The 26,588-nt window shown below is 69.7% G+C and carries 15 protein-coding genes and 1 pseudogene; 7 read left to right on the top strand and 9 right to left on the bottom strand.

All coding sequences use genetic code 11. The annotated features are described in order from the left end of the window. Positions 1 to 11 precede the first annotated feature (11 nt). The 4 genes from OG953_RS26710 to OG953_RS26695 form a co-directional block, all read right to left on the bottom strand. Positions 12 to 1,526, bottom strand: a complete 1,515-nt coding sequence (locus OG953_RS26710) for a methyltransferase domain-containing protein (protein WP_405687398.1) — start codon at positions 1,524 to 1,526, stop codon at positions 12 to 14. A 40-nt stretch (positions 1,527 to 1,566) separates the two neighbouring features. Further along, on the bottom strand, positions 1,567 to 2,808 hold the full coding sequence (locus OG953_RS26705) for a hypothetical protein (protein ID WP_405687397.1): 1,242 nt from the start codon (positions 2,806 to 2,808) through the stop codon (positions 1,567 to 1,569). 205 nt (positions 2,809 to 3,013) lie between these two features. Beyond that, positions 3,014 to 6,580, bottom strand: coding sequence for a CDP-glycerol glycerophosphotransferase family protein (locus OG953_RS26700; protein WP_405692088.1), 3,567 nt, complete (start codon positions 6,578 to 6,580; stop codon positions 3,014 to 3,016). Between the two features lie 113 nt (positions 6,581 to 6,693). Next, positions 6,694 to 8,718, bottom strand: coding sequence for a CDP-glycerol glycerophosphotransferase family protein (locus OG953_RS26695; RefSeq protein ID WP_405687395.1), 2,025 nt, complete (start codon positions 8,716 to 8,718; stop codon positions 6,694 to 6,696). A 101-nt stretch (positions 8,719 to 8,819) separates the two neighbouring features. On the opposite strand from OG953_RS26695, the gene OG953_RS26690 reads away from it, so the two are divergent. Next, entirely contained in the window at positions 8,820 to 12,368 is a 3,549-nt protein-coding gene (locus OG953_RS26690; RefSeq protein WP_405687394.1) for a CDP-glycerol glycerophosphotransferase family protein, read from the top strand. Between the two features lie 6 nt (positions 12,369 to 12,374). Here the strand turns inward: OG953_RS26690 and OG953_RS26685 are convergent, their stop codons facing one another. Next, positions 12,375 to 12,989 carry a TetR/AcrR family transcriptional regulator gene (locus tag OG953_RS26685; RefSeq protein ID WP_405687392.1) on the bottom strand — a complete coding sequence of 205 codons (615 nt, stop codon included), beginning with the start codon at positions 12,987 to 12,989 and terminating at the stop codon, positions 12,375 to 12,377. Between the two features lie 128 nt (positions 12,990 to 13,117). Between OG953_RS26685 and OG953_RS26680 the strand changes: the two genes are divergently transcribed. The 4 genes and pseudogenes from OG953_RS26680 (at position 13,118) to OG953_RS26665 (ending at position 15,306) form a co-directional block, all read left to right on the top strand. Further along, positions 13,118 to 14,059, top strand: a complete 942-nt coding sequence (locus OG953_RS26680) for an ABC transporter permease (protein WP_405687391.1) — start codon at positions 13,118 to 13,120, stop codon at positions 14,057 to 14,059. Continuing rightward, positions 14,052 to 14,840, top strand: coding sequence for an ABC transporter ATP-binding protein (locus OG953_RS26675; protein WP_405687390.1), 789 nt, complete (start codon positions 14,052 to 14,054; stop codon positions 14,838 to 14,840). The genes OG953_RS26680 and OG953_RS26675 overlap by 8 nt, the downstream gene beginning before the upstream one ends. Positions 14,841 to 14,939: 99 nt before the next feature. Continuing rightward, positions 14,940 to 15,140, top strand: a pseudogene (locus tag OG953_RS26670) (serine/threonine protein kinase); the annotation flags it as partial. Next, a complete protein-coding gene (locus OG953_RS26665; protein ID WP_405692477.1) occupies positions 15,109 to 15,306 on the top strand; it encodes a hypothetical protein in 198 nt (65 codons plus the stop codon). The pseudogene OG953_RS26670 and the gene OG953_RS26665, both read left to right, overlap by 32 nt. A gap of 75 nt (positions 15,307 to 15,381) precedes the next feature. Here the strand turns inward: OG953_RS26665 and OG953_RS26660 are convergent, their stop codons facing one another. Beyond that, positions 15,382 to 20,373 (bottom strand): NAD-glutamate dehydrogenase, encoded by a 4,992-nt coding sequence (locus OG953_RS26660; RefSeq protein WP_405687388.1) that lies wholly within the window; start codon positions 20,371 to 20,373, stop codon positions 15,382 to 15,384. Positions 20,374 to 20,763: 390 nt separating this feature from the next. Here OG953_RS26660 and OG953_RS26655 point away from each other — a divergent pair, with 390 nt between their 5' ends. After that, positions 20,764 to 21,333, top strand: a complete 570-nt coding sequence (locus OG953_RS26655; RefSeq protein WP_405687387.1) for a DJ-1/PfpI family protein — start codon at positions 20,764 to 20,766, stop codon at positions 21,331 to 21,333. 40 nt (positions 21,334 to 21,373) lie between these two features. Here OG953_RS26655 and OG953_RS26650 read toward each other — a convergent pair whose 3' ends face one another. Beyond that, positions 21,374 to 22,045, bottom strand: coding sequence for an HAD family hydrolase (locus tag OG953_RS26650; RefSeq protein WP_405687386.1), 672 nt, complete (start codon positions 22,043 to 22,045; stop codon positions 21,374 to 21,376). Between the two features lie 86 nt (positions 22,046 to 22,131). Further along, on the bottom strand, positions 22,132 to 22,638 hold the full coding sequence (locus OG953_RS26645; RefSeq protein ID WP_382956879.1) for a DUF6912 family protein: 507 nt from the start codon (positions 22,636 to 22,638) through the stop codon (positions 22,132 to 22,134). 291 nt (positions 22,639 to 22,929) lie between these two features. Here OG953_RS26645 and OG953_RS26640 point away from each other — a divergent pair, with 291 nt between their 5' ends. Continuing rightward, complete coding sequence (locus OG953_RS26640; RefSeq protein WP_405687385.1) at positions 22,930 to 23,358, top strand: Rv3235 family protein; 429 nt, start codon at positions 22,930 to 22,932, stop codon at positions 23,356 to 23,358. 292 nt (positions 23,359 to 23,650) lie between these two features. On the opposite strand, the gene secA is transcribed toward OG953_RS26640, so the two are convergent. After that, the gene (secA, locus tag OG953_RS26635) at positions 23,651 to 26,470 is read right to left on the bottom strand and encodes a preprotein translocase subunit SecA (RefSeq protein ID WP_405687383.1); all 2,820 of its coding nucleotides are present in this window, start codon (positions 26,468 to 26,470) and stop codon (positions 23,651 to 23,653) included. Positions 26,471 to 26,588 lie beyond the last annotated feature (118 nt).

Genomic DNA, 26,588 nt, shown 5'->3' with positions numbered 1-26,588 from the left:
GGACGGCGGCCTCAGACGCCGACCCGGTCGGCAGGGGCGTACTGTCGGTCGAGGATGTCCTGTACATCGACGTGCTCTCCAGCGATGATCGTCTCGGCCGCATGCGGGGTGAGCAGTGCGACGTGCTGATAGCCGAACAGCGTCGGCCGGATCCGGGTGAGCAGCTTCGACACCCCGCCGAGGACCGCGGGGAGCGGTCCGCCTCCGAGCAGCGCCCAGAACGGGGCTCCGGTGGAGGCGATGTGGAGGACGTCGTAGCCCGCATTCCTGACCGTGCGGCGCAGGCTGGCCCGGGTGAAGAAGCGCAGATGCGTTTCGTCGAGGATGCCGCGCCGGTCGTAGTCGAAGACGCCGAGCGCGACCCGCAGCCGTGAGTACCAGTGGCTGAAGTTCGGTACGGAGAGCAGCACATGGCCGCCGGGCCGCAGCACGGTGGCGACCTCGGCGAGCACGCGCTCGGGGCGGGAGAGGTGCTCGATGACATCGCCGGCGACGACGTAGTCGTAGTCGGTGCCGATCTCCACGGGCAGCCCCTCCTCCAGGTCGGCGAGGTGGAAGTGGGTGCATTTCTCGCGTACGCCGGGGACCTCGACGTAGTCCACGCCCGTCACTTCGTGGCCGAGGGCTTCGAGGCGCTGTGCGAACAGGCCGCCGGAGCAGCCGAGATCGAGGACCCGGCCGGGCGGGAGGCTGCGCATCTTCTCCAGGATGACGGCGTGCGAGGAACCGTCGCCCTCCTTGAATGCGTACTCGACGGGCTTGGGGATCCATGCGCAGGTGCCGAATCCCTTGACGGCGAGCCGGTATTCGAGGACGTCCTTGACGACGTCCTTCGCGTACTTCATGCCGTTGACGTAGCAGATCTCGTCGCCGTAGTAGGTGGGGACGGGGATCTCCTTGATCCGCATTCCTTCGTTGAGCAGCTGGACGATGATCTGGGTGTCGAAGTCGAACGCGTCGGTGTTCCGGTGGATCGGCAGCTTCTTGAGTGCCGCGACGCTGTAGGCGCGGTACCCGGAGTGGAATTCGGTGAGCTGCGAGCCGAGAAGGGTGTTCTCCAGACGGGTGAGAATGCGGTTGCCCAGCCATTTGTACATCGGCATGCCGCCCTTGAGAGCGGATCCGGGTTTCATCATCCGCGAGCCGAACACAGCATCGCATTCGCCGCGTTCGATCGGTGCGACCATGTCGGGCAGGAATTCGGGGGCGTACTGTCCGTCGCCGTGCAGCAGCACGATGATGTCGAGTCCGTGTTCGGCGGCCAGCGCGTATCCGGCCTTCTGGTTTCCGCCGTATCCGAGATTCTTGGTGTGCCGCATCACCACGGTCCGCGGCAGTCCCTCCGTCTGCGACCAGCGGCAGCCTGCGGTGAAGGTCGCGTCATGGCTCGCGTCGTCGAGAATCAGGACCTCGGCGACCTTGGACCGGAAGTCTTCCGGAATGCGGTCGAGGGTCCTCTCCAGCGTCGTCTCGGCGTTGTACGCGACCACCAGGATGCCGATCCTGGGGCTCGGGCTTTCCTTCACGGGGCGTTCTCCAGTTGCGCTCGGTGCTTGGGAGGGGCGGTCAGTTGACGGGGGAACCGGTGGGCCGCGGGGTGCAGGGCTCCGGGACCGAGGTCCGCTCGGCGGGGGATTGCGGGGGTCCGGCCGGCTGCGCGGCGAGGATCTTGCGGACTCCGCCGGCGAGGGCGGCGGCGAGGACGAACCAGCCGGCCTCGCCCAGATGCAGCACTGTTTCGCTCCAGTGCACGGCGGAGCGTCCCTGGTAACCGAGGACCGCCGTCAGGCCGAGCAGACAGCCGTACGCGACGCCTTCCCAGAACCCGATGACGAACAGCCCGGCGGCCGCCCAGGTCAGGTACTGCAGGGCGGACGCGGTGGAGAGCAGCAGCAGGAGGCCCATCGTGACGGCGACGACACCGGGCAGCTGCGCGGGCCGCAGCCGGGCGAGCCAGACCCCGACCGCCACGCAGGCCAGCACGAAGAGGAAGTGGCCCTGGCCCTGGATGAAGGTGATGAAGGACTGCGGCAGGCCGAGCACATCGGCGAACCGGACGAGGCCCCAGAGCCGGTAGCTGCCGCCCGCGTACTCCAGGACGTTCTCCTTGAGGCTCTGCGGCACGGTCACCAGGACCGGTCCCCAGACGAGGGCGACGAGGCCGGTGAACCCGGCGGTGAAACGGATGAGCGCCGGCCGGCCGGCCCGCAGCGCGACGACGAACAGCGCCGGAATCACCACCACCGGAACGAACTTGACGCTGATCGAGAGCGCGGCACACACCCCGGCGGCCAGCGGCGACCTCCGGTCCACGAGCAGATGGGCGGCGGCCAGGGCGAACGTGATGGCGACCGCGTCGGTGTTGCCGTGATAGCCGGAGGTGGCGATCAGTACGGGGCTGGCGGCCACGCCCACACCGCAGGCGACCGCCGTACCGGCACAGCTGCGCCGGCGCACGATTTCGAACACGAGGAGAGCGCAGAAGAAGTCGGCGATCGAGGCGGGTGATCTGATCAGCGTTCCGAAGGGAATTCCGAGTTCGGACAGTTCATGCAGACCGAGGAGCATCCAGCCCGCCAGTGGCGGATGGTTGTAGACGGGCAGTCCCGGAAGCGGCTGTTCGTAAATCCGAATGGGGCCGTACCGCACGATGGCCTCTGCGAAACCTTGAAAGATCCGCACGTCGGCCGGTCCGGGCATATTCGCCGCGATCAGCATTCGGGTGAGGAGACCGGCGGCCGCAGCAATGAGCACCACCGCTCGCGCCCGTCGTACGTCCCAGGTTTCGCATCGCATTCGGATACCCATGAAAACAGAACGTAGCAACCCGAAGACGCTGAGCAACGCACCGATGACCACACTTACATGGACCGCGACTTCGATGCCCTGCGCATCTGCGCAAACGTCCGAATCCCTGAATCACTCAAACGATTCAGGCGGGTGTGGTGGCCTCGGGTCCCCTGCCCGGCCGGCACCGGGACCGGCCGGGCTGCACGGACCGCGGTCCGGCGGATCAGGGCCGGTCAAGGCCCTGCAGCATCCGGTCGACCACCCCCGCCGCCGCGCGTCCGTCGTCCAGGTCGCAGAAGTCCCGGAGAAATGCCTCGTACGCCTGCGCGTGCCCCTTGGTGGCCCGCTCCGGGTCGCGCAGCGCCTCGATGAGCCCGGCGGAGCCGGGGATCAGGGGGCCGGGGGCGCGGGCCTCGAAGTCGAAGCAGAAGCCGCGCAGGGTGTCGCGGTAGTGCGCCAGATCGTGGGTATGGAAGAGCATCGGTCGGCCGGTCTGGGCGAAGTCGAACATCAGCGAGGAATAGTCGGTGACCAGCACGTCGCTGATCAGCATCAGCTCGCCGACGTCCCCGTAGCGCGAGACGTCACGGACGAAGCCGCTGCCGCTGTCCGGGAGACGGTCGGTGACCAGATAGTGGCGGCGGACCAACAGAACGGTGTCCGCCCCGAGTTCGCGTTCGGCGACGGTCAGGTCGAGCTGCAGGTCGAGGGCGTAGCGGCCGCCGCCCTGCGGCCGGTCCTCGCGCCAGGTCGGCGCGTACAGCACGACCCGCTTGCCTTCGGGGATGCCGAGCCGCTCCCGTACCGCCGCGGCGACCTTGGTCCGGTCCGAGGCGTGGAACAGGTCGTTGCGGGGATAGCCGCACTCCAGGACCTCGCCCCGGTAGCCGAACGAGCGCCGCAGGACGGGGGTGGAGAAGCGGTTCGGGGAGACCAGGACGCTCCACTGGCGGGCTCGCCCCTCGATGGTGGCGATGTAGGCGGTGTTGGCCTGGGCGGTGCCCGCGAGGTCGAGACCGATGCGCTTGAGGGGGGTGCCGTGCCAGGTCTGGACGACGCACTGGCCCTCGCGTCGCTCGAACCACTCCGGCAGTTGGGTGTTGGTGACGATGTGACGGCTGCGGGCCAGCGCCTCGTGCCAGGCGGCGGAGCCGTGCTCGACGGCCATGGTTCCCGCCGGAATACGGGCCTGCTGGTCGCGCACCACCCATAGATGTTCCAACTCGGCGCCCCGTCGCGCCACTTCCTCATGGATCGCGCGCGGCGAGTCGGAGTACTGGCGGCCGTCGAAGCTGCTGTACAGCACGGTGTCGCGCAGGGGTGCCATGCGCAGGCCCCGGTACGCCTCGCGCAGCAGCCGCTTGCCGCGCGCACCGCGTTCCGCGGCGGTGAGCACCGATGCGCAGTCGATCAGCAGTTGGTCGTGGAAGCGCCGTTCGATGAAGTACTTCCGGCTCGCGAGGGTGCGGGCGGCGGGCAGGGTGCGGTGGGCGGCGGCCGGGATGCGCAGCGGGGCGTCGTACGCGTCGTCCCTCGCGCCCTTCTCGCGGAGGAAGAGGTACCAATGGCCTTGGCCCAGCGGCAGTTTCCCACCGGGTCCCTCGACGGCGTCCGGCCGGAGCGCGGCCCTGAACCGCCGCGCCCCGACGGCCCCGGAGGAGGTGAGGGGGAAGACGGCCTCCTCGCCGTGCCCACTGTGCCGGGCCACCAACTCGACGGGCCGTTCCGGGTCGTCGGGGAAGGTGCCCTCCAGGAGGAGACGTCCGTCCTCCGTCCAGGTCGCCAGGTCGACGGCGGGTTGTACGGTGCGGTCGCTGATCAGCAGATTGCCGCGGGAGCTTGCGGTCAGACCGAGTTCGCGCCGCTGGTCGCCGTCCCTGCCCAGCGGGTAGCGGCCCGGCAGTACGGGTCCCGGCACATCGATCGGTGTCCTGCGCCCGTCCGGGCCGACGAGTTGCAGGCTGTACGGAAGCTGTGCGGGCGCCGCCCCCTCCCCCGCCCCCTGCCGGGCGTCGGCGAAGGCGCCGAGCGGGACATCGGCTGTGAAGCGCCGCCACCCCGCCACCGAGGGCACGGCCCCCTCGTGCACGGTCACCGGACAGTCGAAGGAGGCACCCGAGTCCCGGTGGATGAGTGCGAGGCGCAGCGGTCCCTTGCCGAAACGGTCGCGGATCATCCCGTCGATCACCACGGTGCCTGCGCCACCGCCCGTGCCGCCCGCGCGGTGTGTCTCGAAGCGGGCATCGATCCGCTCGGCGTGCAGGACGAGCCTGCCGCTCTCGAAGGCGGGCACGATCCGGTGGTCGCCGTCGGGCCGGTGCACGGGCGGCGGTGCGGCCGCCTCGCTCGTCGAGAGGTCGGAGCGGCGCAGCATGCCGTGCCCGGCGATGCCGATCTCCAGGCGCCAGGTGAGCCGTTCTAGGCTGCCGGCCGCATCGATGCGGAGCCTGGCCGGGTCGATGACGGTCTCGAAGCCGGACCGGTCGTAGTCGTGCAGGCTCTGCCGGGACCGGGCGGTGGCCTCGGGTTCGGCGACCGTGCGCAGCCTGAGCGGCAGCACATGCCGTCCACCCGCCCGCAGCCAGCCGGCCCGGAACTCGGTGCCGCGCGTGGCGGCGGGCAGATTCCGGATGTACGCGTACCCCTTGAGGTGCAGCTTGCCGCCCCGCCAGTGGGCGTCCCGCAGCCGGGCGATGAGCGGCAGCTCCCGGTCGGTGACCCGCAGCACTGAAGGCGGCACCGGCCGGACGAGGGCCGGGAAGGAGGCGCTGCGGCGCCGCACGCCCCGTACCGCGAACGCTCCCGGCTCGGCCTTGTCGAAGGCGAGCAGGGCCAGCAGTTCGTCGGTCCGCCGTTCGCGCACGAGGTGCCACATCAGGCGCAGCCGCAGCGGGAGCGCGTCGAGGACGGCCGGGTCGACGTGGTCGGTGAACTCGTTCGCGTAGGTGAGGAAGGCGCGCCGGTACTCCTCGTCGCCGCCGGGCAGCGCCTCCATGAAGTACCAGAGGTCGTTGGCGAGAACGTGCGCGTCGTACTGCCGTTTGTCGGCGGCGCCGCGGTGCTCGTCGAGGAACGTGGAGACGCCCAGCACGTGCGAGGCCCGGTCCTGGATACCGCGGACGACGGCGCGACGGGTGGTGATCGAGCCCGCTCGGTCGCGCCAGTGGTAGACCGCGTCCTTCAGCACATCGACGGAGCGGGCCAGGAAGTGGGCGGGCAGGACGACCGGGATGTCCTCGTAGAGGGCGCCGACCGGGAAGGCGAAGGCGTGCTCGTCCCAGAAGGACCGGCGGAAGACCTTGTTGCAGGCGATCCGGTCGGCGGCGAGGTCCCAGTCGCGGGAGATGTGGGTGCGCAGCCGGGTCGTCGCCATGGGCTTGCGGAAGTTGGGCGACTGCTGGAGCTTTCCGGAGGCCCGCAGCCGCAGCACATTGCCGGACGCGATGTCCGAGCCGGTCTCGTCCAGGGCGCCGACGAGGAGTTCGTACGCGCGGGGCGGGAGCACGTCGTCGCTGTCGACGAAAGCGAGATGGCGGGCGCCCGGGTCGCAGTTGCGGACCCCGGTGTTGCGGGCGTGCCCGAGTCCGCCGTTCTCCTGGCTCACCAGCCGGAACCGGCCGTCCTGTTCGGCGAACTCGGCGGCCAGGGCCGCGCTGTCGTCGGTGGACCCGTCGTCGACCATCACCACCTCCAGGTCGGTCATGGTCTGCTCCGCGAGGGACTTCAGGCAGTCCGTCAGATAGAGCTCGACGTTGTGGACGGGTACGACGACACTGAGCCGTGGCGGCATGTTGAGCACGTCCGTTCATCGGGGCCTGGTTGTCCGTATGGCTCAACCCCGTGCAGGGCCGGGGGTCACCGGTTGCGGTCTTTCCCGAACGGGTGACATCGGCTGCGACGCGCTTACTCCCTGCCGCTCAGGAACAGCCGCCGCACCACGCGCTCGGCCGCGTGTCCGTCGTCGTACGGGCAGAAGCGCTCGCGGAACGCCGCCCGCAGCTCCGCTGTCGGCGCCGAGCGCCATTCGCCCGTCCTGAACAGTTCCAGCAGCTCGTCCTCGTCGGTGGCGACGGCGCCCGGGGTGTCGCCCGGGCGTCCGGACAGCAGATCGAAGTAGGTGCCGCGCGAGGCCCGGTAGGCAGCCCAGTCCGGGGCGTGGCTGATGATCGGGCGGTCCAGGCAGGCGTAGTCGAACATCAGCGACGAGTAGTCGGTGATCAACGCATCGGAGACCAGGCAGAGTTCCTCGACGGACGGATATCCCGTCACGTCCACCACCCGGGCGCCGCCCAGCTGCGCCGAGCGGCCGTAGAAGTAGTGCGCTCGGACCAACACGACGTAGTCCGGTCCGAGTTCGCGGGCGAGTCGTTCCAGGTCGAGGTGGGGGACGAAGCCCTTGCGGTAGTCGCGGTGGGTGGGCGCGTACAGCAGCACCGTCCGGTCCGGGGCGAGGCAGAGGCGCTGCCGGATCGCGGCGGTCTGCTCCGGGGTGGCGGTGAAGAAGATGTCGTTGCGCGGGTAGCCGAGGTTCAGATGCTCGTAGCCGGAAGGGTAGACCCGGTCCCAGATCTCGGTGGTGTGCGGGTTGGCGGAGAGGGAGAAGTCCCACTGGTCGGCGTGGGCGACGATCTTCTCGAAGCTGATGCCGTTGGTGAGGGCCGGGTAGGCGCGCTGATCCAGGCCCATGGTCTTCAGCGGGGTGCCGTGGTGGGTCTGGAGATAGCGCTGGCCGGGGCGTTTGGTGAAGCCGCCGGGGAAGCTGGAGTTGTTGATCAGGTACGTGGCGGTGGCCATCGCCCGCCAGTAGGCGCGGGAGCCCTCGATGACATACGGGATGCCGGGCGGCATGCGGTCGCGGTGACGGGAGGAGACGGCCCAGACGCCCCGGATGTGCGGGGCGAGTTCGAGGGCCTTGGCGTGGATCGCGGCCGGGTTGCAGGCGACGCCCCGGTTCCAATAGGCCCCGTACACCGCGAGGTCGGGGTCCAGGGGGCGCAGCAGATCCGTGCGGTATGCGGCGCGCATGACGCGGGCCCGGAGCGTCTTCTTGCGGTGGCGCAGGGCGGCCCGGGTGCGGGTGCGGCCGGTGCGGGCGGCTTCCCGGGCGCGGTGGACGGCGTAGTTGCCGGGGAGGGCTGCGGCGCGGTGGAAGGCGGCGCGGTCCTCGGGGGCGGTCCGGCCGGGGTCGGCGAGGACGGCGCGCAGGTGGCGGATGCGCGCCGCCCGGATCCGTGGGTCGTGGCCCGTCTCGGCGAGCAGCCGTTCGTATGCGTCGAGGATCGCGAAGTGGTGGCGTCCCGGGGTGGTGGCGAAGGTGCCGGAGCGGCGGATGCGGTGGCGGACACAGATCCGGTCGAGGGTGTCGAACGTGCCGGCGTCGGAGGCGAGGAGGGTGGCGCGGTGGACGGGGAGGACGTCCTCGTAGGGGCCGTCGGTGAAGTGGAGACCGTGCGCGGTCCAGAAGGCGCGGCGGAAGAGGCGCGGGACGGCGGTGGAGAAGCCCTCGGCAACGGACGCCGGGGACGGGATGAAGGGTGCCGGGGACGAGACGTCCCCCCACCAGTCGATGCGGTCGTGTCCGAGGAGGAGCACGTCCGGTTCGCTCGCGGCCAGCCGGCCGGTGATCGCTTCCAGGGCGCCCGGTCGCAGCAGATCGTCGCCGTCGAGGAAGAGGAGATACCGCCCCCGTGCCTCTGCCGCCCCGGCGTTGCGGGCCGGACCCGCCCCGCGGTGCTCGGCGAGGGTGATCACCCTGGCCCTCGGGTCGCGCGCCGCGAACTCGGCGGCGATCTCGGCGCTGCCGTCCCTCGACCCGTCGTCGACGACGAGAAGCTCCCATTCACCGGGGCCCTGGCCGAGCACGGACTCCAGGCTCGCCCTGAGATATCCCTGAACGCGGTGGACGGGCACGACAACACTGAGGAGCATGGCAGCCGAGCGTAATCGCGCACCCACCGCGCACCGAATCGCGCGTTCACCCGTTCGGGGCAGTGCCGGTGACCAGGCGCGTCCGCCCCGGTTGACCTGGCATGAAGCCGCGCCTCAGTGTCGTCGTCCCGGTCCACAACGTCGAGGACTATCTGGAGGACTGCCTGCGGTCGGTGGCCGAACAGTCGGTCGACGACATCGAGGTGGTCCTCGTCGACGACGGTTCGACGGACGGCAGCGCGGCCGTCGCCAGGGCGTTCGCCGCCCGCGACCGCCGCTTCCGCTACGTCCGTCAGCCCAACGCGGGGCTGAGCGCGGCCCGCAACACCGGCGTGCGGCACACCACGGCGGAGGTGCCGTATCTGGCGTTCGTCGACAGCGACGACATCGTCGTCCACGACGCCTACGAACGGATGCTGGCGTCACTGGAGTCGACGGGCTCCGACCTCGCGACCGGCAATGTGTGGCGGCTAAACGAACAGGGGCGGCAGCAGGCCTGGCAGTACCGCTGGATGACCACCACCCGGGCCCGCACCCACATCAGCCGCGATCCGCGGCTGCTCGCCGACCGGGTCGCCTGGAACAAGGTGTTCCGGCGCTCCTTCTGGGACCGGCACGCCTTCGCCTTCCCGGAGGGGAAGCTCTACGAGGACACCCCGGTGATGATCCCGGCGCACTTCCTCGCGGGCTCGGTCGATGTGCTGCACAAGCATGTCTACTACTGGCGGGTCCGGGAGGGTTCGATCACCCGACGGCGTACGGATGTGCAGGGCGTACGGGACCGTATCTCGGCGTGCGAGCAGGTCAGCGCGTTCCTGGCGGGCCGGGGCGGGGTGGCGAACGGCGGTGCGCGGCGCCGCTACGACCTCTCGTGCCTGCGCGACGACTTCGTGTACTTCCTGGAGGGGCTCGCGATGGGCGGGCCCGAGTACCGGGATGCGTTCATGGCGGACGCGGGGGCGTTCCTGGACCGGATGGAGCGGATGGACGGGGCGGCCAGGTCGGGCCGGGCAGTGGCCCATGAACTGCCGGTGGAGCTGCGGATCAAGTGGCAGCTGGTGAAGGAGCGCAGGCTTGCGGAGCTGCTGGCCGTGCTCGCCTTCGAACGGGCCAACGGCGCCGGAACGTTCACGGTCGGCGGCGTTCCGGGGCGGCGGCAAGCCGGTTTCCCCGGCATCCCGGACAGCACCCGCCTCGCCCGTACCGATCTCCCGGCCGTGGCAAGGCTGTTGGAGGCTCAATGGGGCGACGACGGGAAGCTGCTGCTGCGCGGTTACGCGTACATCCGCAATCTGCCGGCAGCGGCTCCGCGCCACTCGCTGAAGGTGGGCATGGTGCGCGCGACCCGCGGCCAGCATCTGCGGACGGTGCCGGTACGAAGCGTTCCCGCACCCGAGGCGACCATCAACTCCGGTCAGCAGTTGCACAGTTACGACCACGCGGGTTTCGAGCTGACTCTCGACCCGCGTCGGCTGCGGCCCGGCGGCTGGCTGGTGGGCATGATGGTGGCCGCTCATGGCACGGTCCGCCGGGTAGCCGTGCGGGCCGTGGAGGCGGGGTCCGTACAGCCGCTCGTCCATGATCTGGGCGAGGGGCGGCGGGCGGTGCTCGACTACCTGGACGGGCGGCTGAGGCTGACCCTGGCGCAGCTGCCGGCCCGGTGCGAGGACCGTCGCATCGGCGAGGAGCTGGAGTTGACCGGTCGGCTGTACGGGGGCGCCCGGCCGAGGGCCCTGGTGCTGACCTGCGAAGGGGTGGCGGACCAGGAGTTCGGCCACCCGGTCGAGTGCCGGGCCGACGGCCGTTTCACGGTACGGATTCCGCTCACCGACCTCGCCGGGATGGCGGCCGCACCACAGGCACCGCACCGGGCGCCCCGCGAGGTCGAGCCGGAGCCCGGCGGACGGTGGCGGGCGCGGCTGGTGCTGGCGGACGGGTCGAGGGTGCCGCTGGCCGCGGCCCCGGAGGCGGCGCCGCCGGTCGTGGCCGATGCGGCGGGCGAACTGGTGCTGGACCTGAGCGGGCAGCCGTTCGTGGACGGGGCGGCGTGGACGTCGGACGGTGCGCTGCGGGTGGAGGGGGTGACCGGCGCCGGAACGGGCGTACAGGAGGACGAAGGCCCGGCCCACCTCGTACTGCGGCACGAGGCGCTGCGCGAGACGGTGACGGTCCCCGTCACACATGAGGAGCCGCGCGCGGCAACCTACGGGGAAGCACCCGCAGGGGCGTCCGAAGGGGTTTACGAGAGTGCTTACGAGGGGCGCCGCTTCACCGCGTTCCTCGCGCCCTCGGTGGCCGCGGGGCTGCACGAGGGCCGCTGGGACGCGTATCTGGGCGGCCGGCCGGTCCGTGTGCTGACCGCACTCACCGCCCGTCTGCCGCTCCGCCGCACGGGGGCGGACTCCACGGCCCCCGCACCCGGCCGGGAGTTCGCCCTGGACCGCAGGTTCGGCGACCGGCTGACCGTACAGGCCGGACCGGTACTCGCGGTCGCCGAGCGGGGCGCGTACCGCCGGGCCGAACTGCGCGGCACGCACTATCCGGCCCGGCGCGCGCAGCCGCTGCGGGACGCCGTGCTCTACACGGGCGGCGCCTCACCGCGCGCCGTCCACGCCGAGCTCCTGCGCCGGGGCGTGGAGTCGGAGCACCTCTGGGTCACCGACGGGCTCCACGGACACAACCCGTCCGCCGCCGTCCCGGTCATCGAGCACAGCGCCGCCTGGTACGAGGCGCTGGCGCGGTCCCGCCGGATCGTCACCGCCGACCAGCTGCCCGAATGGTTCGAGCGGCGGCCCGGCCAGACCGTCGTGCAGACCTGGCACGGCACCCCGCTCGGTCGCTTCGGTACGGATCTGGGCGGCACCCTGTACGCCGACCACCACCGGCTCGCCTCGCTGCCGCGCCGGGCGGCCCAGTGGTCCGTCCTGGTCTCCCCCAGCCGCCACTCCACCCCGCTGCTGCGCCGCGCTCTCGGCTACGGGGGCGAGGTCCTGGAGGCGGGTTCCCCCGCCAACGATCTGCTCTTCTCGGCCGACCGGGCCAAGACCGCCGAGCGGGTACGGCACAGGCTCGGCATCCCGGACGGCCGCCGGGTCGTGCTGTACGCGCCGACCTACCGTGACCAGCTGGCCCACCCGTCCGGCACCGGTGGCGAGCGGCCCCGCTACCGCTGGGATCCGGCGCTCGACCTGGCAGCGCTGGCGCGGTCCCTCGGCGACGGCCACACCGTGCTGGTGCGGCGCCATCCACAGGTGACCGGGAGCGTGCCCGAGGGACACGGCGTACGCGATGTGTCGGCGCACCCGGACACCGCGGAGCTGCTGCTGATCGCCGATGTACTGGTCACGGACTATTCGGGGCTGATGTTCGACTACGCGCACACGGGCCGTCCGATGCTCTTCCACACCTACGACCTGGAGCACTACCGCGACACGGTGCGCGGTTTCTGTCTGGACTTCGAGACCCGGGCGCCGGGGCCGCTGCTCGTCGGCACGGACGAGATCGCCGGGGTCCTGCGCGATGCCGGCGCCCTGGCCGCGTCGGCGGCCCGGCACGCGGAGGCGTACGAGAGTTTCCGCCGGGACTTCTGCGACCTGGACGACGGCGGGGCGGCGGCGCGGGTCGCGGACCGGCTGCTCGCCGAGGGGTAGTACCTACTACCCGGCTCGGTTCTTGAGCGCGGCGACGGCGGATGCCGCCAGGTCGTCGAGGTAGCCCTTGGGCAGCGGGGTGCGGACGACGGCGAGCCGCCAGTAGAGCGGGCCGACGATCAGGTCCAGCGCACGGTCCGGGTCGCTGTCCTCGGGCAGCTCACCGCGCGCCACGGCGTCGCGTACGACGACGGCGGCGATGCCCCGATGCGGGTCCAGCAGGGCGGCCTTGATCGTCTCGGAGATCTCCGGGCTGCGGGCCGCCTCGACCAGCAGGTCCGGGATGACCTGCGAGGCGACGGGGTGGCGCAGTGCGTAGGAGGCGAGTTCCAGTACGGCGCGGACATCCCCGTACAGCGAACCGGTCGCCGGAGCCGGCATGCCCTGGACGGCGACGGCGGAGACCAGGTCGAGGACCAGGGCCAGCTTGGACTTCCAGCGGCGGTAGACGGCGGTCTTGCCGACGCCCGCGCGCCGGGCGATGCCCTCGATCGACATCCGGGCGAAGCCCACCGCGGCCAGCTCCTCGAAGACGGCGCTGCGAATCGCATCGGTGACGTCCTCGCGCAGCACAGCGGCTCCGGCGGGGACACGGCGGCGGGTTCCCGGGTCGGTGGTCATGACCGAATCATAGTCCGTAACGACGAAACGGTTGCGTTGCGACGTGAATGCGCCCTACCCTCGGCGTTGCGACGATACGGTTCCGTCCCGTCGGTCTTCGTGTTCCTGCCCTCCCGTCGAAAGCGATCGTGGTGAGCCAGACATCAACACCAGCGGCCCCGGCCGACACCCCTGCCGGTACACCCCTGCCGGTGTACGCACCGGGTGAGCTCGCCGCGCTCGCCGCCCGGCACGGACTGACCATGAGCGGGGCCCGGCCCACGCTGGGCGCGTACATCCGGCAGCTGTGGGGGCGGCGGCACTTCATCACGGCGTTCGCCACCGCCAAGCTGACCGCCCAGTACAGCCAGGCGAAGCTCGGCCAGATCTGGCAGATCATGACCCCGCTCCTGAACGCGACGGTCTACTACTTCATCTTCGGCGTCCTGATGAACACGAAGCGCAACGTCGAGGACTTCGTTCCGTTCCTCGTCACCGGCGTCTTCATCTGGACCTTCACCGCCAGCTCGATCACGGCGGGAACCCGCGCGATCAGCGGCAACCTCGGCCTGGTCCGGGCCCTGCACTTCCCGCGCGCCTCGCTGCCGATCGCGCTGGCCCTGCAGCAGCTCCAGCAGCTGCTGTTCTCACTGGGCGCGCTGGTGCTGATCCTGGTGGGGTTCGGGCAGTTCCCCAGGCCGTCCTGGCTGTTGGCGATTCCGGCGCTGTTCCTGCAGGCAGTGTTCAACACCGGTGTCTCCATGGTGGTGGCACGGCTGGCCGCCCGGACGCCGGACATCGCCCAGCTGATGCCGTTCATCCTGCGCACCTGGATGTACGCCTCGGGCGTCATGTGGAGCGTGGACACGATGCTCAAGGGGGACCGGGTTCCGCACTTCGTGATGGTGATGCTGGAGTGCAATCCGGCGGCCGTCTTCATCGACCTGATGCGGTTCGCGCTCATCGACAGCTTCGGCGCGTCCCATCTGCCGCCGCATGTGTGGGCGATCGCCGCGGGCTGGGCGCTCGTGTGCGGCGTGGGCGGATTCGTGTACTTCTGGCAGGCGGAGGAGCGGTACGGACGTGGCTGACAACGTGACTGACTACACCGAGCGGGTGCCGACCGTCGTCGTGGACGACGTACACATCACGTACAAGGTCAATGGCGCCCGTACCGGAAAGGGCAGCGCCACCTCGGCGCTCAGCCGGATCGTCTCGCGCCGGCAGACCCCCGGGGTGCGCGAGGTGCACGCCGTGAAGGGGGTGAGCTTCGCCGCGTACAAGGGCGAGGCCATCGGCCTGATCGGCTCCAACGGCTCGGGGAAGTCGACACTGCTGAAGGCGATCGCCGGTCTGCTGCCCGCGACGAAGGGCCGGGTGCACACCCAGGGCCAGCCCTCGCTGCTCGGGGTGAACGCGGCGCTGATGAGCGATCTGACCGGCGAGCGCAACGTCGTGCTCGGCGGCCTCGCCATGGGCATGACGCAGGCCCAGATCCGCGAGCGCTACCAGGGGATCGTCGACTTCTCCGGCATCAACGAGAAGGGCGACTTCATCACCCTGCCGATGCGGACGTACTCCTCCGGAATGGGCGCGCGGCTGCGCTTCTCGATCGCGGCCGCCAAAAGCCATGACGTCCTCCTGATCGACGAGGCGCTGTCCACCGGCGACGCAAGGTTCCAGCGGCGCAGCAAGGAACGGATCAAGGAGCTGCGCAAGGAGGCCGGCACGGTCTTCCTGGTCAGCCACAGCAACAAGTCGATCACCGAGACCTGCGACCGGGCGATCTGGCTGGAGGCGGGGACGCTGCGGATGGACGGTCCGGCGGACGAGGTCGTGGCCGAGTACGAGAAGTTCACCGGCAAGAAGTAGCGGCGCGGGCGGCGGGCTGAGGAGAGCGGCCGGGGCGGCCGGGGCGATAAACTCCCGTGCCGCACAAAGGGGTTGTCCGGATACCGCTCAGGGGGACACATGCAGGACGGCGTACCGGGACCGCTGCGGGCGGACGATCCGCAGGAGATCTCCGGTTACGTCCTGCGGGGCCGGGTGGGCGAGGGCGGGATGGGCACGGTCTATCTCTCGCACACCCGGGGCGGCCAGCCCGTCGCGCTGAAGGTGATCCGCCGGGAGCACGCGCAGAGTGCGACGTTCCGGGTGCGGTTCGCCCGAGATCAGGGAGAAGGAGCTCCAGCGCGGCCAGACCCTGCCGGTGGGCACCCGCCTCTGCACGGTGACGTCCGACGGCAATCTCGCCATGCTGAAGATCACCGAGGTGGAGAAGCACCCCACCAACGATCTGCCGGACTACTTCACCGAACTCACCCTGTGGCAGCAGTGAATATCGAGCCCGTCCGGCGATCGGGGGCGGGGCGGCTGCCGGGTACCCCGGCAACCGCCCCGCCCCCACCAACCCCTACGCGTGCGTACGCAACAGCGTCCGCATCGTCCGCATGGCCACCGACAGATTCGCCAGATCGAACGCGTCCGACCCCTGAATCTCCTCAAGCGTGGAGCGCGACCGGGTAAGGATCGCCGCGTTCTTCTCCTCCCACGCCTTGAACCGCTCCTCCGGCGTAGAGCTCCCGTTGCCCACGGACAGCACATCCGCGGTGAGCCCGGCGTGCGCGGCGTACAGGTCCTCGCGGATGGAGGCGCGGGCCATGGACTGCCAGCGGTCGGCCCGCGGCAGCTCGATGATCCGGTCCATCAGCTGGGTGACGCCCAGCCGGTCCGCGAGGTCGTAGTACACCTCGGCGACGGAGAGCGGGTCCTTGCCGGTGCGGTCCGCGATCGCCACGATGTCCAGCACCGGGAAGGCGGAGGAGAATCCGGCGACCCGCTGGGCCAGCTCGCCCGGGACACCCGCCTCGGTGAGCTCGTCCAGGATCGACTGGTACCAGTCCAGGTCGGCGCCCATCAGCATCTTGGGCAGTTCGGCCCAGACCTGCTCGACACCCGCCTTGAAGAAGTCGATCGTCCCGGCGATCTCCAGCGGCTGCGGCCGGTTGCCGAGCAGCCAGCGCGAACCGCGCTCGACGAGCCGGCGCGAGTGCAGCCGGATCCGGGTCTGCACATCGGCGGCGACCTTGTTGTCGAGCGCCTCGACGGCGTCCCACACCTGGCCGAGGCCGAAGATCTCGCGGGCCGCGAACTGCGCCCGCACGATCTCCTCGATCGAGGCACCGGTCTCTTCCCGCAGCCGGTGCAGGAAGGTCGAACCACCGGTGTTCACGGTGTCGTTGACCAGGACCGTGGTGATGATCTCGCGACGCAGCGCGTGCCCGTCGACCGCCTCGGGGAACTGCTCGCGCAGTTGCTGCGGGAAGTAGGCGTGCAGCAGCTTCTGCAGGTGCGGGTCGTCCGGCAGGCTGGTCTTGATCAGCTCCCGGGCCGCCGTGATCTTCGTGTACGCGAGCAGCACGGCCAGCTCGGGCTGGCTGAGCCCCTTGCCGGCGTTCAGCAGTTCGCGGATCTGCCGGTCGGTGGGCAGGAACTCCAGCCCGCGGTCGAGGTCCCCGTCACGGACCAGCCGGCGCATGAAGCGCTGGTGGGCATGGAGCAGGGACGCCGACTGAGTCGTGGCGTTGGCGAGCGCCACGTTCTGCGCGTAGTTGTTGCGCAGCACCAGACGGCCGATCTCGTCGGTCATCTCGGCGAGCAGCTTGTTGCGCTGCTTGACGGTCATGTCGCCGTCCCGGACCAGACCGTTGAGCAGGATCTTGATGTTCACCTCGTGGTCGGAGGTGTCCACACCGGCGCTGTTGTCGATCGCGTCGGTGTTGATCCGGCCGCCGTTGCGGGCGAACTCGATCCGGCCGAGCTGGGTGGCACCGAGGTTGCCGCCCTCGCCGACGACCTTGGCCCGCAGGTCCTGGCCGTTGACGCGGATCGCGTCGTTGGCCTTGTCGCCGACGTCAGCGTTCGACTCGGCGGACGACTTGATGTACGTACCGATGCCGCCGTTCCACAGCAGGTCGACGCGGGCCTTGAGGATGGTCTGCATCAGCTCGGCGGGCGTCATCTTCGTGACACCCGGCTCGATCCCGAGCGCCTCACGGATGTGCGCGTTGACCGGGATGGACTTGGCGCTGCGCGGGTGGATGCCACCGCCCGCGGAGAGCAGTTCCTTGTTGTAGTCGGCCCAGGAGCTGCGCGGCAGGTCGAAGAGGCGGCGCCGCTCGGCGTACGAGGTGGCGGCGTCCGGGCTGGGGTCGATGAAGATGTGCCGGTGATCGAAGGCGGCGACGAGCCGGATGTGCTCGGAGAGCAGCATGCCGTTGCCGAACACGTCGCCCGACATGTCACCGACACCGACGACGGTGAAGTCCTCGGTCTGGGTGTCGTGGCCGAGCTCGCGGAAGTGCCGCTTGACGGACTCCCAGGCGCCGCGGGCGGTGATGCCCATGCCCTTGTGGTCATAACCGGCGGAACCGCCGGAGGCGAACGCGTCACCGAGCCAGAAGCCGTATCCGACGGCGACCTCGTTGGCGATGTCGGAGAACTTCGCGGTGCCCTTGTCGGCGGCGACGACCAGGTATGTGTCGTCCTCGTCGTGACGGACGACGTCCCTGGGCGGCACGACCTCGCCGGCCACCATGTTGTCGGTGATGTCGAGCAGCGCGGAGATGAAGGTGCGGTAGGACGCGATGCCCTCGGCCATCCAGGCGTCACGGTCGACGGCCGGGTCGGGGAGCTGCTTGGCGACGAAGCCGCCCTTGGCACCGACCGGCACGATGACGGTGTTCTTCACCATCTGCGCCTTGACCAGGCCGAGGATCTCCGTACGGAAGTCCTCGCGCCGGTCCGACCAGCGCAGACCGCCTCGGGCGACCTTGCCGAAGCGCAGGTGCACGCCCTCGACGCGCGGCGAGTAGACCCAGATCTCGAACGCCGGGCGGGGCGCCGGCAGATCCGGGATGGACTGCGGGTCGAACTTCATCGAGACGTAACTGTGCGGCTTGCCGTCGTCCGCCATCTGGAAGAAGTTGGTGCGCAGGGTGGCCTTGATGACGGTGAGGAAGGACCGCAGAATCCGGTCCTCGTCGAGCGAGGCGACCTGGTCAAGGGCCCCGTCCAGCTCTTCGAGGAGCCCGTCGGTCAGCTCGGTGCCGGCGCTCTGCCGGTCCGGGGACATCCGTGCCTCGAAGAGCGAGACCAGCAGCCGGGTGGTGTGGACGTTGTTGCGGAGAGTGCTCTCCATGTAGTCCTGGCTGAAGGTCGACCCGGCCTGGCGCAGGTACTTCGCGTAGGCGCGCAGCACCATCGCCTGCCGCCAGTTCAGACCGGCGCCCAGCACGAGCGAGTTGAAGCCGTCGTTCTCCGCCTCACCGGTCCACACGGCGGCGAAGGCGTCCTGGAACCGGTCGCGGGCGTCGTCGGCGAGGTAGTTGCCGTTGCCATTGGTCTGCGGCATCCGCAGGCCGAAGTCGTAGATCCAGGCGTGCGTACGGTCCGCGCAGCGCAGCTCGTACGGACGCTCGTCGACGACCTCGACACCGAGTCGCTGGAGCGCCGGAAGCACGGCGGACAGGGAGACCTGCTCGCCGGTCCGGTAGATCTTGAAGCGGCGCTCGCCGGGGCCGGCGCCGACCGGTTCGTACAGGCTGAGGGCGAAGTCCTTCTGGTCCTTCTTGAGCGCTTCGAGGTGGACCAGGTCGGCCACGGCAGCGCGCGGCGTGTGGTCGGCCTTGTAGCCCTCGGGGAACGAGTGACCGTACTGGCGCATCAGCTCGGCGGCGCGCTCCTCGCCGCACTCTGCGTTCAGCGCCTCCTGGAAGCCGTCGGCCCAGGAGCGGGCGGCCTCGACGAGCCGGGCCTCGATGCGGTCGGCCTCGGCGTCGGTGAGGTCGGGCAGCTCGGTGCCGGGGGCGACCCGGACGACGAAGTGCAGCCGGGAGAGGATCGACTCGGTGTTCCAGGCGGTGAAGTCGACGCTGGTGCCGCCCAGCTCCTCCTTGAGGATGTCGATCAGGCGGAGCCGTACGCCGGTGGTGTAGCGGTCACGCGGCAGGTAGACGATCGCGGAGTAGTAGCGCCCGTACTCGTCCTGGCGCAGGTAGAGCCGCAGTCGGCGGCGCTCCTGGAGGTACAGCACGGAAGTGACGACGGAGCGCAGCTGGTCGACGGGCGTCTGGAAGAGCTCGTCGCGCGGGTACGTCTCCAGGATCTGCAGCAGGTCGCGGCCGTCGTGGCTGTTGGGCGAGAAGCCGGCGCCCTCCAGCACCTCGGCGACCTTGCGGCGGATGACGGGCACCCGGCGCACGGACTCGGTGTAGGCGGCGGACGAGAACAGGCCGAGGAAGCGGCGCTCACCGATGACATTGCCGTCGGCGTCGAACTTCTTCACGCCTACGTAGTCGAGGTAGCTGGGGCGGTGGACGGTCGACCGGCTGTTGGCCTTGGTGAGGATGAGGAGCTTGCGCTCGCGGGCCTTGGCCCGGGCGTCGGCGGGCAGCCGGTCGAAGGACGGGCTGACGGGGTGCGCCTCGTCGACGCTGTGGTGCGGGTCGGAGCGCAGGATACCGAGGCCGGTGCCGGGGACGGCGGCCAGCGCGTCGGTGTCCTTCAGCTCGTACTCGCGGTAGCCGAGGAAGGTGAAGTGGTCGGCGGCGAGCCAGCGCAGCAGCTCCCTGGCCTCGTTCACCTCTTCGTCGGCGAGGTCGTCGAGCGGCTCGCCGGGCAGGTCGTCGGCGATGCGCAGTGCGGCATCGCGCATCTTCTCCCAGTCCTCGACGGTCTCCCGTACGTCGGACAGCACCCGCAGCAGATCCTTGGCGATCTGCTGGAGGTCGGAGCGGTCGGTCTCGCGGTCGATCTCGACATGGATCCAGGACTCGACGAGCGCGTCGTGCGGCAGCTCGATCCCGGCGCCCTTGGCACCCTTGGCGTCCTTGCGGCCCTGCAGGCTCGTCGAGATGCCGTTGCCCTCGGCGAGGACCTCGATGAGCTTGCCGGTGACGTCGCGGCGTACGACGACCTGCGGGTGGATCACGACATGGATGCCGCGCCCCTGCCGGGACAGCTCATTGGTGACGGAGTCGACCAGGAACGGCATGTCGTCGGTGACGACCTCGACGACGGAGTGGCTGCACGTCCAGCCGTTCTCCTCGACGGTCGGGGTGTGCACCCGGACGTTCGCCGTGCCCTGCGGGCGTGTCTCCGCGAGCCGGTAGTGGGAGGAGGCGGCGCCGAAGACGTCCACGGGGTCACGGCCCGCGATGTCCTCCGGAGCGGTGTGCAGGTAGTAGCGCTGGAGGTAGGCGAGGAGTACGTCCTGCCCGGGACGCTCCTGGTCGGCCCCGGGGGTACCGCCCGGGCCACCGACACCACCGCCCGGGCTGTTGTCAGCTACCTTGGCGGCCCGTGCGAGCAGCTCGGCCTTGGCTTCGTCCAGCTTGGTCTGCATGTCCTCTGGCTCCTGTCGCGCGCCGTTGCGTGACGTAGGTGAAAAAGACGACGTACCGCCACGACGCGGGGTTTCCGGTCTGAGTCGACGCTATGCCGCTATGAGAGATGGCCGGGACCGTATTGGCCATTTTTGGCAGTCGGCCCGGGCTGTGAGGATCAGTGATGGCCCGGGTGCTGTGGCACTCCGGGCGCAGGCCGGGGGCTTCGCTGCCCCCGAGGCGTATCGCGCTGATCACGGGGTCCAGGCTATCTCGCCCGCCCCCGTAACCGTCACGAGCCGTATGTGTACAAAAGATGGCCCCGAAGTTTGACACTCTGGACAGCGCGTCGGCCCGTATTGCCGCACTCTGGTAGACGGAACAGGCCGACGAACCGTGGGAGCCCCGCCATGGCACCGAAAATCCTGATCGTCACCGGCGACGCCGCCGAGTCCCTGGAAGTCCTCTATCCCTACCAGCGGCTGCGCGAGGAGGGTTACGACGTCCATATCGCGGCCCCCGCCCGCAAGACGCTCCGCTTCGTGGTCCACGACTTCGAGCCCGGCTTCGACACGTACACCGAGAAGCCCGGCTACACCTGGCCCGCCGACCTGGCCTTCTCCGAGGTCGACGCCGAAGATTACGTGGCCCTGGTCGTACCGGGCGGCCGGGCGCCCGAGTATCTGCGCAACGACGCCGAGCTGCGCAAGATCCTCAAGGCGTTCTTCGACTCGGACCGGCCGGTGGCCCAGATCTGCCACGGCCCGCTGATGACGGCGGCGGTCGGCGCACTGGTCGGCCGGCACGTCACCGCGTACCCCGCGCTGGAGCTCGACATGCAGGCGGCGGGCGCCGTCTTCGAGGACCACGAGGCGGTGGTCGACGGCACCCTGATCTCGTCCCGTGCGTGGCCGGACCACTCGGCGTGGATGCGTGAATTCCTGAAGGTGCTCCGCACAAAGGCCCCGGTAACCACCTGACCGCGCTCACGAGGGACCAGGCCCCCTCGTCCTTCCCTGCCTATCCAGCCATCCGCTCGGCGAGGTCGGCGGCCTCGGCCAGGCTGTCGACCACCGGCACCCCGGCCGCCTCCAGACTGGCTCTGCTGTGCGATCCGCCGGTGTAGAGCACGGCCTTCGCACCGACATGTGCAGCGGCCACGGCGTCGTCCACCGCATCGCCGATGACCACCGTGTGCTCCGGGGACACCCCGTCCAGCGCGGCGATGTGCCGCTCCATGTGCCGCGCCTTACTGCCGCCGGACGGCCCGGTGCGCCCGTCGACCCGTACGAAGTGCCGCTCGATGCCGTACCCCCGGACCACGGGGACCAGCTGGTCGTGTCCGTACATGCTCAGGAGAGACTGGCTGCGTCCGGCCAGCTGCCACTGCGCGAGAAGCTCCTCGGCACCCTCGGTGAGCCCGCAAGCGGCCCGCCGCTCGGTGTAGTGCAGGTGAAATATCCCGTCCATCCGCTCCCACTCGGCCTCTGTGGGCAACCGGCCCATCAGCCGTTCATAGAAACGGGGGATCGGGATGCAGTACATCTCGCGGTACTGCTCCAGGGTGATCGGCTCAAGGCCGACCTCGCCGAACGCGGCGTTGGTCGCGCCGACGACCGCGGCGTTGTCGTCGAGCAGTGTGCCGTTCCAGTCCCAGACCAGATGCGTGCGGTGCTTCCCATGCGTCCCCATGCATAAGAAAGTACCCGCCGGGTCCGACACTCGTTCCGGCAGCGGGGCAGCAACCGCAAGGCTGCTCTTCCCCCCTCCGCTCCCCCTCATCCGATCAGATTCGGAATCTCCTGAATGCCGAACCAAAGCAGCTCGTGATCCTCGGCGCCGTCCACGGTGAACTGCGCGTCGTCGTCACCGAGGTCCGCCGCGCCCAGTGCAGCTGCGGCGGCCGTGACGTCCCTCTCGGCGTCGTCCGCGTCGACATGCACGGCAGCAGCCTCGGTGAGCGCCACGGAGGACGCGATCCGCACCTCGCCGAGCGACGACGAGTCGAGGCTGCGATCCGGGTCGGCCACGGCCGCGCCGTCCGGTACGTCGACGGCGACGACGACCCGTCGGCGGACCGCGTCGGGATTACCGGCGATCAGGCGCAGCGAGGCGGAAGCGGCCCGGTTGAGCGCCGCGTACTCCAGCTCTTCGATGTCGTCGGAGACGTACCACTCACGCAGTCCGGGGGTCACCGCATAGGCGGTCAGCGGACCGGGACCGATCTCGCCCGCCTTGTGCGCCGCTGCGAGACCGGGGAGCGTCAGGGGGACGTACACGCGCATGGCTGGCCGCTTTCGTAGTCGGAAACGTCCTCAGGATACGTGCGACGTCCCCCTTTGGGGTTACGTGCATCGCTGCTGTCCCGTCCACCCCGCAACCGCCACTCACCCTCCCCACGCCTTTCTCGCACCCCGCACAGCACCGGGCTCATCACCCGGATAGGTGATTCCTCCCGATCGCGTCCGGCGCCCCATCGGCGCTTGCGGCCGCCTCCGCCGTCACCGTAGAAGATCCACAGCAGAAGTTACCGCCCGGTATTCAGCCGGGCCTCTGAAGCACGGGGGCAATGAGCGATGAGCACGAACAGGACCCGGCCCACCGGACGACACGACCGGCGCAGGCCCGAGTCGGTACCACCGCAACGCGCAAGGACTCCCCGACGCGTCCGCCCCCACCACTGGTTCGCCGAGCGCCTCCTGGCGGTCCTCAGCGGCCAGCGCCCGGTGCACTGGATGCTCGGACACACCATCGGCGAGGCATACGACCAGCTGGCCGAACTGGCCCCCCGCACCCCCCTCAGGGCCCGCGGCGCGCGCCCGGTCATCCGCATGTGCCACGGCGCCCAGCCGGCTCCGGGCGTGGTGGAGGCCTGCGCGAGCATCGCAGCGGGCGAGCAGGTAAGGGCCATGGCCTTCCGCCTGGAACAGGGCACAGACCTCCGCTGGCGCTGCGCAGCAGTAGAGCTGGGCGACGAACACCTACAGGCAACGCCCACCCGATAGACACCCGGCCAGGGACTTCCCCAGCCCCGCAGCCACACGAGCAACGGGGCCAGGGGGAGCCCCGGAAACCACTGGCCGCCCACCGCACCACAGCCACCCCGCCCTGCCCACCCCACAGCCACCCCCCACCGCACCCCACAGCCACCCCCCACCGCACCCCGCGCCCCCCCGGGCGCACCCCCCGGGAACGGGACCCAGGGTCCGGGCCCAAAACAAACCGGGGCCGGCCACCCACAAAAGGTGCCCGACCCCGGCCAAAACCCCACCGGCGCCAACAGCGCCGACGCCACCGCTACTTCTTGCGGCGCCGCCCACCCCCACCATTCTTCTGCGCCTTGCGCCGCTCCGCCCGAGTCAGCCCGTCCGACTCGGACGCGATCCCACCGTCACCGTTGGAGAAGTCGCCCTCGACGACCCCGCCCTCCCCGTCCACCGTGGGAGCGGAGAAGTGCAGCCGGTCCGGTCGCTGCGGAGCATCGAGCCCCTTGGCCCGGATCTCCGGACGCGCCGCCGGCACGAGGTCCTCCTTGGCGAGCGAGGTCCGCTCGGCCTCGTCCTGCACCGGAACCTCCTCGACCTGCTGCTCGACCTGGACCTCCAGGTTGAACAGGTAGCCGACCGACTCCTCCTTGATGCCCTCCATCATGGCGTTGAACATGTCGAAGCCCTCGCGCTGGTACTCGACCAGCGGGTCCTTCTGCGCCATGGCACGAAGGCCGATGCCCTCCTGGAGGTAGTCCATCTCGTAGAGGTGCTCACGCCACTTGCGGTCCAGGACGGACAGCACCACACGCCGCTCCAGCTCACGCATGATGTCCGAGCCGAGCTGCTTCTCGCGCTCGTCGTACTGCTCGTGGATGTCGTCCTTGATGGACTCACCGATGAACTCGGCGGTGATGCCTGCCCGGTCGCCGGCCGCCTCCTCCAGCTCGTCGACGGTGACCTTCACCGGGTAGAGCTGCTTGAACGCACCCCACAGCCGGTCCAGGTCCCACTCCTCGGCGAAGCCCTCGGCAGTCTCCTGGCGGATGTAGTCGTCGATCGTGTCGTCCATGAAGTGGCGGATCTGGTCCTGCAGATCCTCACCCTCCAGGACCCGGCGACGCTCGCCGTAGATGACCTCGCGCTGCCTGTTGAGCACCTCGTCGTACTTCAGGACGTTCTTACGCGTCTCGAAGTTCTGCTGCTCGACCTGCGACTGGGCCGACGCGATCGCCCGCGTCACCATCTTGTTCTCGATCGGCACATCGTCCGGCACATTGGCCATCGACATGACGCGCTCGACCATCTGCGCCTTGAACAACCGCATCAGGTCGTCGCCGAGCGACAGATAGAAGCGGGACTCGCCCGGGTCGCCCTGACGGCCGGAACGGCCGCGCAGCTGGTTGTCGATACGCCGCGACTCGTGCCGCTCGGTACCCAGAACATAGAGCCCGCCGAGCTCCCTGACCTCTTCGAACTCCGCCTTCACGGCCTGCTCCGCCTTCTCCAGCGCGGCGGGCAGCGCGGCCGCCCACTCCTCGACGTGCTCGACGGGGTCGAGGCCGCGCTGGCGCAGCTCCGCCTCGGCGAGGTCGTCGGGATTGCCGCCGAGCTTGATGTCGGTGCCTCGTCCGGCCATGTTCGTCGCGACCGTGACCGCGCCCTTGCGGCCGGCCTGGGCGACGATCGTCGCCTCACGGTCGTGCTGCTTGGCGTTGAGGACCTCGTGCTGGACACCACGCTTGGAGAGCTGCTGCGAGAGGTACTCGGACTTCTCGACCGAGGTGGTGCCGACCAGGATCGGCTGGCCCTTCTCGTGCTTCTCGGCGATGTCGTCGACGACGGCGGCGAACTTCGCGACCTCGGTGCGGTAGATCAGGTCCGACTGGTCGGCACGGACCATCGGCCGGTTGGTCGGGATCGGCACGACGCCGAGCTTGTAGATCTGGTGGAACTCGGCGGCCTCGGTCATCGCCGTACCGGTCATGCCGGACAGCTTGCCGTAGAGGCGGAAGAAGTTCTGCAGAGTGATCGTGGCGAGGGTCTGGTTCTCGTCCTTGATGTCCACCCCTTCCTTCGCCTCGATCGCCTGGTGCATGCCCTCGTTGTAGCGGCGGCCGGCGAGAATACGGCCGGTGTGCTCGTCGACGATCATGACTTCGCCGTCGATGACGACGTAGTCCTTGTCTTTCTTGAAGAGTTCCTTGGCCTTGATGGCGTTGTTGAGGTATCCGACGAGCGGGGTGTTCACCGACTCGTAGAGGTTGTCGATGCCGAGCCAGTCCTCCACCTTCGCGACACCGGACTCATGGATCGCGACGGTCCGCTTCTTCTCGTCGACCTCGTAGTCGCCGGTCTCCTCGATTCCCTTGAGCGGGTTGCCCGCCTCGCCCTTGGTGAGGCGAGTGACCAACTTCGCGAAGTCGCCGTACCACTTGGTGGCCTGGTCGGCCGGGCCGGAGATGATCAACGGCGTACGGGCCTCGTCGACGAGGATCGAGTCGACCTCGTCGACGACAGCGAAGTTGTGGCCGCGCTGGACGAGCTCGTCCGCGGACCACGCCATGTTGTCGCGGAGGTAGTCGAAGCCGAACTCGTTGTTCGTGCCGTACGTGATGTCGCAGGCGTACTGCTCACGGCGCTGGGCCGGCGTCATGTTGGCGAGGATGCAGCCGACGGTCAGGCCGAGGAACTTGTGAACCCGGCCCATCATTTCGGAGTCACGCTCGGCCAGGTAGTCATTGACCGTGATCAGGTGCACGCCCTTGCCGGAGAGTGCGTTGAGATACGTCGGCAGGGTGCCGACCAGGGTCTTGCCCTCGCCGGTCTTCATCTCGGCCACATAGCCGAGGTGCAGGGCTGCGCCGCCCATCATCTGGACGTCGTAATGGCGCTGTCCGAGGACCCGCTTGGCGGCCTCACGGACGGTTGCGAATGCCTCGGGGAGCAGGTCGTCCAGGCTCTCGCCGTCCGCGTACCGTTCCTTGTACTCGTCGGTGAGCGCCCGCAGCTCGGCGTCGGAGAGGTTGACGAAGTCCTCTTCGATGGAGCTGACCTGGTCCGCGATGCGGTGCAGTTTGCGCAGGATCTTGCCTTCGCCTGCACGCATGAGCTTGTTGAAGACGGACACTGAGGCTGGTCTCCTTGCCGGTCGGGCCTGGCACTGGGTCGTGTTATGGACTCTGGCGCGGGCACGGCAGGTGGGCCCCACCGCAACGGCCATCGTAAGCGAGGACCCCGCCGCGCCG

The organism is Streptomyces sp. NBC_00057 (assembly GCF_045041165.1).
GTDB lineage: Bacteria > Actinomycetota > Actinomycetes > Streptomycetales > Streptomycetaceae > Streptomyces.
Note: the sequence above shows the minus strand (reverse complement) of the source record. Positions and strands in the feature narration are given on the sequence as shown.

Excerpts from the sequence above, each read along its gene's own strand:
- OG953_RS26685 (WP_405687392.1), bottom strand. The coding sequence starts at position 12,989 with ATGACCACCGACCCGGGAACCCGCCGCCGTGTCCCCGCCGGAGCCGCT.
- OG953_RS26705 (WP_405687397.1), bottom strand. The coding sequence starts at position 2,808 with ATGGGTATCCGAATGCGATGCGAAACCTGGGACGTACGACGGGCGCGA.
- OG953_RS26690 (WP_405687394.1), top strand. The coding sequence starts at position 8,820 with ATGAAGCCGCGCCTCAGTGTCGTCGTCCCGGTCCACAACGTCGAGGAC.
- OG953_RS26695 (WP_405687395.1), bottom strand. The coding sequence starts at position 8,718 with ATGCTCCTCAGTGTTGTCGTGCCCGTCCACCGCGTTCAGGGATATCTC.
- OG953_RS26645 (WP_382956879.1), bottom strand. The coding sequence starts at position 22,638 with ATGCGCGTGTACGTCCCCCTGACGCTCCCCGGTCTCGCAGCGGCGCAC.
- OG953_RS26650 (WP_405687386.1), bottom strand. The coding sequence starts at position 22,045 with ATGGGGACGCATGGGAAGCACCGCACGCATCTGGTCTGGGACTGGAAC.
- OG953_RS26700 (WP_405692088.1), bottom strand. The coding sequence starts at position 6,580 with ATGCCGCCACGGCTCAGTGTCGTCGTACCCGTCCACAACGTCGAGCTC.
- OG953_RS26655 (WP_405687387.1), top strand. The coding sequence starts at position 20,764 with ATGGCACCGAAAATCCTGATCGTCACCGGCGACGCCGCCGAGTCCCTG.
- OG953_RS26640 (WP_405687385.1), top strand. The coding sequence starts at position 22,930 with ATGAGCACGAACAGGACCCGGCCCACCGGACGACACGACCGGCGCAGG.
- OG953_RS26660 (WP_405687388.1), bottom strand. The coding sequence starts at position 20,373 with ATGCAGACCAAGCTGGACGAAGCCAAGGCCGAGCTGCTCGCACGGGCC.